6 protein-coding genes are annotated in these 6,267 nt (G+C 72.1%); 2 read left to right on the forward strand and 4 right to left on the reverse strand.

Annotation, left to right across the window (positions count from 1 at the left end; all coding sequences use genetic code 11):
- Both JWQ92_RS09370 and JWQ92_RS09375 read left to right on the forward strand, forming a co-directional pair.
- The coding region (locus JWQ92_RS09370) for a DUF4383 domain-containing protein (protein ID WP_297344189.1) at positions 1-214 on the forward strand (214 nt) is incomplete at its 5' end.
- Between the two features lie 86 nt (positions 215-300).
- Positions 301-813 carry a GNAT family N-acetyltransferase gene (locus JWQ92_RS09375; protein WP_297344190.1) on the forward strand — a complete coding sequence of 171 codons (513 nt, stop codon included), beginning with the start codon at positions 301-303 and terminating at the stop codon, positions 811-813.
- A 4-nt stretch (positions 814-817) separates the two neighbouring features.
- Here the strand turns inward: JWQ92_RS09375 and JWQ92_RS09380 are convergent, their stop codons facing one another.
- The 4 genes from JWQ92_RS09380 to JWQ92_RS09395 all read right to left on the reverse strand — a co-directional run bounded on the left by JWQ92_RS09380 (position 818) and on the right by JWQ92_RS09395 (position 6,224).
- Positions 818-2,185: an NAD(P)/FAD-dependent oxidoreductase gene (locus JWQ92_RS09380; RefSeq protein ID WP_297344191.1), complete on the reverse strand. Its 1,368-nt coding sequence runs from the start codon at positions 2,183-2,185 to the stop codon at positions 818-820.
- Between the two features lie 91 nt (positions 2,186-2,276).
- Positions 2,277-3,059 carry a metal-dependent hydrolase gene (locus tag JWQ92_RS09385; RefSeq protein ID WP_297344193.1) on the reverse strand — a complete coding sequence of 261 codons (783 nt, stop codon included), beginning with the start codon at positions 3,057-3,059 and terminating at the stop codon, positions 2,277-2,279.
- A gap of 69 nt (positions 3,060-3,128) precedes the next feature.
- Positions 3,129-4,172 (reverse strand): low specificity L-threonine aldolase, encoded by a 1,044-nt coding sequence (locus JWQ92_RS09390; RefSeq protein WP_297344192.1) that lies wholly within the window; start codon positions 4,170-4,172, stop codon positions 3,129-3,131.
- 699 nt (positions 4,173-4,871) lie between these two features.
- On the reverse strand, positions 4,872-6,224 hold the full coding sequence (locus JWQ92_RS09395) for a DUF6421 family protein (protein ID WP_297344194.1): 1,353 nt from the start codon (positions 6,222-6,224) through the stop codon (positions 4,872-4,874).
- Between the last annotated feature and the right edge of the window lie 43 nt (positions 6,225-6,267).

Here is a 6,267-nt window from a genome sequence, read left to right on the forward strand (position 1 = left end):
CTACCTGATCTGGGGCGGCGTGCTCTACCTGGTCCTGTGGATCTACGGGCTCATCGTCGAGGGCACGACGAGCGGGGCGAACTTCGTGCCGCTCAACGATCCCGACAACTGGCTCCACTTCGGGCTCGGCGTCATCATGGGCGGCATGGGCCTGTTCGTCGGCCGCTCCGCGCCGACCGACATCCCCGGACAGCCTCGGCCGTCGTCGCGGTGACGGGTCCTCCTCCCGCCTGACGCGGCGGTGTGCCGGCTCCGCGCCCTCGAACGGTGCGAGGGATCCGCCCTCACTACAGTGGCGGCGTGATCATCCGGGAGGAACGCGCAGCGGACTGGCCGCAGATCTTCCCGTTCTTCCGCGACATCGTCGACGGCGGCGAGACCTACGCGTATCCCGACGGCCTGCCGAGCCCTGACGCCGAGCGCCTGTGGACCGGCCAGGGGCGGGTGGTGGTCGCCGTGGACGGCGACACCGTGCTCGGCTCGGCGACGATGGGACCGAACCGGCCCGGCCGCGGGTCCCACGTCGCCACGGGCAGCGTCATGGTGGATCCGGCGGCGGCCGGGCGGGGTGTGGGGCGCGCCCTCGGCAGCCACCTGATCGAGTGGGCGACGACGGAGGGATTCGCGGCGATCCAGTTCAACGCGGTCGTCGAGACGAACGCTGCGGCCGTCCACCTCTGGCAGTCGTTGGGCTTCCGGGTGGTCGGTACGGTGCCGAAGGCGTTCCACAGCCGAGGCCACGGGCTCGTGGGCCTCCACGTCATGTGGCGGCCGCTGTCGCCGGTACCCGAGGAGCGCCGGCGGGCGCTCTGACGGCCTAGACCCTGGCAGGAAGGACGGCCTGCACCGCCGCAGCGACGCGACGGCCCATCCGGATCGCCCCGTCGACGTGCTGGTAGCCGTGGCCGGCCAGATCGCTCGAGGCGAAGTGGACGGGTCCGACGGGCTGCTGCGCGTCGGCGCCGAACCGCGTCAGGCCGCCCATGTCGAAGCTCGCCGCATAGGCGCCGCGGGTCCACTCCTGGCTCGCCCAGTCGCTCTCGACGTAGACGAGCGGATGCCGTGCGCCCTCGCCGTAGTAGTCGGCGAGCGAGTCGAGCACGGCGGCACGGCGCTGTTCCGGCCCCATCGCGAGCACCTGGTCCGCCTTCTCGTCGGACACGAAGCCGACCAGCACGCCCCGCGGGTCGCCGTGGTTCGAGTTGTCGTACGCCTCGTGCACGATCCGGTACGGGCTGAACGCCGTGCCCGAGAGGCCGTCCTCGCGCCAGAACGGCGTCCCGTAGACGGCGTGCACCTTGATGACGAGTCCGAGTGACAGGTGCTGGTGCAGCACCTGCCGGCGTGCGGGCAGGGCCGGCACGTAGTCGATCCGGTCGTAGAGGTTCGGCGGCACGGCGACGATCGCCTGGGCCGCGCGGACGGACATGCCGCCGTCGGCATGCACGATCACGCCGTCGTGCGACCACTCGATCGTGCGCACAGGACGGCCGAGCACCACGTCGTCGCCGAGCCCGTCGGCGAGGCGGAGCGGCACCTGCTGCAGGCCGCCGACGACGCGCTGGTCGAGGATGAAGTCCGCGTCGACGAGGTGGCTGAAGCTGCCGGCCGACGCCGCCATCAGCAGTGCCTGCAGGGCGGAGAAGGTGTGGGCGGGCTTGGTGATCATCGCCTCGGCGATGAAGAGCGCGACGTTGTCGCGGGCCTCGGCGTCGTCGGACTGCTGCTCGAGGAACGCCCGCCAGGTGACCGAGTCCAGCTCCCGCGCACGGGGATGGTCCCACGGGCGGTCCGGATCCATCTCGGCGACCAGCCCGTCGAGCAGCGCGATCAGACGCTCGATCTCGGTCTCGGTGCGGGGGCTGGTGGGGAAGATGTCGCCCGTGAAGCGGGTCCGGGTGCCGTCCCGGCCGATGTAGACGCTGTCGCCCTCGCGGTAGCGCGAGAAGAGCTCGAGGCCGAGCTCGGCCACGAGCTCCTTCAGCGCCGTCTGGTCGGGGGAGACCCACTGGCCACCGAGCTCGAGCAGGGCGCCGGTGCCGGTGTCGGTCTCCAGACGCCCCCCGACGCGGTCGCGGGCCTCCAGGACGACGACACTCGCACCGGCGCGGCGCAACGCGGTGGCCGCTGTGAGCCCGCAGGCGCCGGCGCCGACGATGACGACATCACGATCGAGGGTGACCATCGGGTCAGGATACGACGGAATCCGCCGTCCGCGCTGCCCATCGGTGCGGAATCGGTGGAATGAGGACCGGAAGGACACGGGATCCGCTGTCTCAGTGCACCGCGAGCAGGTCGACGTGGCCGGCCTGCATGGCCACCGCCACGAACGCGTAGACGCAGTAGAGGGCGAGGCCGACGCCGAGCACATGCTCCCGCACCGAGCCGGCATGCCCGAGCACGGGCACGGAGAGGTAGCCGTTCCGCTTCCAGACGGCACGGAGGCCGGGCGTCTTCGACCAGCCGCGCGGCGGCTTCACCTGGATGGGCCAGATCAGGCTCGGCACGCCCTCCACGGTGAGCAGATCCCCGGCGATGTGCGTCACGAACCCGAGCCCGACGGCCACGGGGAACCAGACCGGGTTGTCCGGGGAGAACACGAGCACGGCCACCGCAGACAGGAGGCCGAGCAGCCAGGCCGTCGACCAGCGCTTCACCACGTCACGGGCCTTGAGCGCGAAGCAGACGAGCGCGATCGTGGCGATGGCAGGGCCGATCGGTACGCGGCCGAGCAGGGGGACCACTGTGGTGAACCGGCCGAGCAGCACGGCGAGCAGGGTCACGATCACCCCGGCGAAGAGGGTGTGGGCACCGTGGCGATGGCCCCCGCTCGCGTCCTCGACGGTGCGCGCCGCGAGGCGTCCGAGCACCGGGACGGAGTGGGCGATCGTGGCGCTGTGGTGGTCCGCATCCGGCAGCAGCGCCGCCCCGGCGCAGACGAGAGCGCCGGCGAGCACCCCCATCGGAGCGAGCGGGTAGAGGTCGGTGCTGAGCGCGGGCAGCGTGGCGGTCGCCGCGAACCAGACGGCGGCACCGCTCGTCGCGTGGTTGATGCCCATCACGCTTCCGCATGGTCGTCGCACGACGCGCGAGCGCGTGCGCGGCGCGCCGCGTTCGGGTGAGCGCTGTCAGGCGAGCGCTTCGCGGACCGCGGCGACGAACGCGTCGACGTCGGCCTCCGTGGTGTCCCAGGCGCACATCCAGCGCACCTGGCGGCGGGCGCGATCCCAGTCGTAGAACCGGAAGCGCCGGCGGACACGGTCGGCCGCGTCGAGGTCGAGCTCCGCGAAGATCGCGTTCGCCTCGGTGGGGTGGCTGAACTCGACGCCCGGGACGTCCTCGAGCGCGGAGCGCAGCCGGGCCGCCATCGCGTTCGCATGCGCCGCGGTGCGCACGCCGAGGTCGTTCTCGAACAGGGCGAGCAGCTGGGCGCTCGCGAACCGCATCTTGCTCGCCAGCTGCATGCTGAGCTTGCGCAGGTAGATCAGCCCGTCGACGCGCGCCGGGTCGAGGACGACGATCGCCTCGGCGCCCAGCAGGCCGTTCTTCGTGCCGCCGAGGCTGAGCACGTCCACGCCGGCGTCGGCCGTGAAGGCCCGAAGCGGCAGGCCGAGCGCTGCGGCGGCGTTCCAGATCCGGGCACCGTCCATGTGCACCGCCATGCCTCGCTCGTGCGCGAAGTCGGCCACCGCGCGGATCTCGTCGGGCGTGTAGACCGTGCCGAGCTCACTGCTCTGGGTGATCGAGACCGCGAGGGGCTGCGCCCGGTGCTCGTCGCCCCAGCCCCACGCCTCGGTCTCGACCGCCGCCGGTGTGAGCTTGCCCTCGACCCCGGGCACGACGAGCAGCTTCAGCCCGCTGACCCGCTCGGGTGCGCCCGCCTCGTCGGTGTGGATGTGGGCGCTGCCGGTCGCGATCACCGCGCCCCACCGCGGCAGCAGGGCGGTGAGCCCGACGACGTTGGCGCCGGTGCCGTTGAACACCGGGAACACCTCGGCCTGCTCACCGAACTCGGCCCGCACCACCTCGCCGAGGCGGGCGGTATAGGCGTCCTCCCCGTAGGCGATCTGGTGGCCACCGTTCGCGTCGGCGATCGCGGCGAGCACCTCGGGCAGCGCGCCGGCGTAGTTGTCGGAGGCGAAGGTGCGGGATTCCGGGTCGTGCAGTCTCACCGTCCCATCCTTCCCGATGCGGATGGCGCCGCCGACCGCTCGCTGCGCCCGCGGAGGCGAGCGTGCCGGGTGTAGGGGATCGTGCCGGGTGTAGGGCCGGAACCCGCGTGTCGGCCTACGGTCGGGACGTCGGCCTACGGCCGGGACGGAGGCAGAGGGCGCGGATGCGGCGGTGCCGTCGCGATCGCGCTGCCTGCTTCCGTCCATGCCTGTTGGGCTGGCATGGAGATCCGTGGGCCGTCGCGGACGGAGGATCCGGTCGCGGACGGAGGACAGAACCCGGCTCTTGGCCCTCCCTTCCGGACGGGATCCTCCGCCGGCCACTGGCGGTGCCGCGCGGAGGGGATCGTGCCGGGTGTAGGCCGCAATCCCCCCTGTGGGCCTACGGCCGGGACGTCGGCCTACGCGCGGGACGCAGGCAGAGGGCGCGGATGCGGTGCGCCCTCCCGATCGCGCTGCCGCTTCGGTCCATGCCTGCTGGACGGGGCTGGACATCTGTGGGCCGTCCCGGACGGAGGATCCGGTCGCGGACGGAGAACAGCACCCGGCTCTTGGTCCTCCGTTCCCGACGAGGTCCTCCGCCGGCCACCGGCGGGCGGTGCCGGGCGGAGGGGATCGTGCCTGGGGTAGGCCGGAATCCCGCGTGTCGGCCTACGGCCGGGACGTCGGCCTACACGCGGGACGTCGGCAGAGGCGGGTTCAGCCGGCGGCGGTGATGCCCGCGGTCGACTCGATCACGCCGCGGAGCTTCTTGCCGAGCGCCTCGTAGAACATCGAGAGGGGGAACTCGTCGTCGAGCACGGCGTCGGTGAAGCCCTTCGGCGCTCCCGCGAGGATCTCGTCGGGCAGCCCCCGCGCCCACCTCGACGCCGGATTCGGCGTGACGGTGCTGCGGACGAGGTCGTACGCGGCCAGCCAGTGGGCCGTCTTCGGCCGGTCGATCGAGGCCCAGTAGAGGTCGTTGATGGCGTCCGAGAGCGCGACGACGACGTCGGCCACCTGGTCCCAGTCGATGGCGAGGCGGGTGTCGGTCCAGTGCAGCACGTGGTGCTGGTGCAGCCACGCGAACAGCAGCTGGCCGCCCAGGCCGTCGTAGTTGCGCACGCGGCCGCCCGTGAGCGGGAACCGGAAGATCCGGTCGAACAGGATCACGTACTGCGCGAGCCGGGCGTGATCACGCGTGCCCTCGTCGGTGGTCTCGTCGCGCACGAGTCGGACGGCCTCGCGGTAGGCGGTCAGGTCGCAGCGCAGCTCCTCGAGCGAGTAGAGGAAGTACGGCATCCGCTGCTTGATCATGAACGGGTCGAACGGCAGGTCCCCGCGCATGTGCGTGCGGTCGTGCACGAGGTCCCAGAGCACGAACGTGCGCTCGGTGAGGGCCTGGTCGTCGAGCAGGCGCCGGGCGTCGGCGGGCAGCTCGAGCTTCGTGATGTCCGCGGCCGCGGCGACGACCCTGCGGAAGCGGGCGGCCTCGCGGTCGGCGAAGATCGCGCCCCAGGCGAAGGGGATGAGCTCCTTCATCGCGACGGTCTCCGGGAAGAGCACGGCCGAGTTGGTGTCGTACCCGCCGGTGAAGTCCACGAAGCGGATCGGCACGAACAGCGCGTTCGAGTAGCGCTCGCGCTCCAGCTCGTCGATGAAGTCGGGCCAGATCACATCGATGAGCAGCGCCTCGAGCAGCCGGTCGGGGCTGCCGTTCTGCGTGACCATCGGGAACACGACGAGGTGCCGCAGGCCGTCCGCCCGGTGCAGCTGCGGGTTGAAGGCCGCGAGCGAGGGCCGGAAGTCGGGGACGTCGAAGCCCGCCTCGGACCAGGCGGTGAGGTCGGCGACGAGCGCGTCGAGGTACTCGGCGTCCGTGGGGAACGCCGGGGCGAGCTCGCGCACCCGTGTCACCACGACGTCGATCAGCCGGCGGGCCTCATCGAGGTCGGCGTCCTCATGGAGCGAGCCGTCATGCTGCTGCAGCACTCGGAAACCGGCGACGGCGTCCTTCAGGCCGAGCCACGCGGCGGAGTCCGCGCCGACGGCGGCGGTCGGGGTCTCGAGCATCGACATGGTCGCCTCCCAGGGTCTCCTCGACGGTATCGTGCGC

It is taken from the genome of Amnibacterium sp. (assembly GCF_025463795.1).
GTDB lineage: Bacteria > Actinomycetota > Actinomycetes > Actinomycetales > Microbacteriaceae > Amnibacterium.

Excerpts from the sequence above, each read along its gene's own strand:
- JWQ92_RS09385 (WP_297344193.1), bottom strand. The coding sequence starts at position 3,059 with ATGGGCATCAACCACGCGACGAGCGGTGCCGCCGTCTGGTTCGCGGCG.
- JWQ92_RS09380 (WP_297344191.1), bottom strand. The coding sequence starts at position 2,185 with ATGGTCACCCTCGATCGTGATGTCGTCATCGTCGGCGCCGGCGCCTGC.
- JWQ92_RS09395 (WP_297344194.1), bottom strand. The coding sequence starts at position 6,224 with ATGCTCGAGACCCCGACCGCCGCCGTCGGCGCGGACTCCGCCGCGTGG.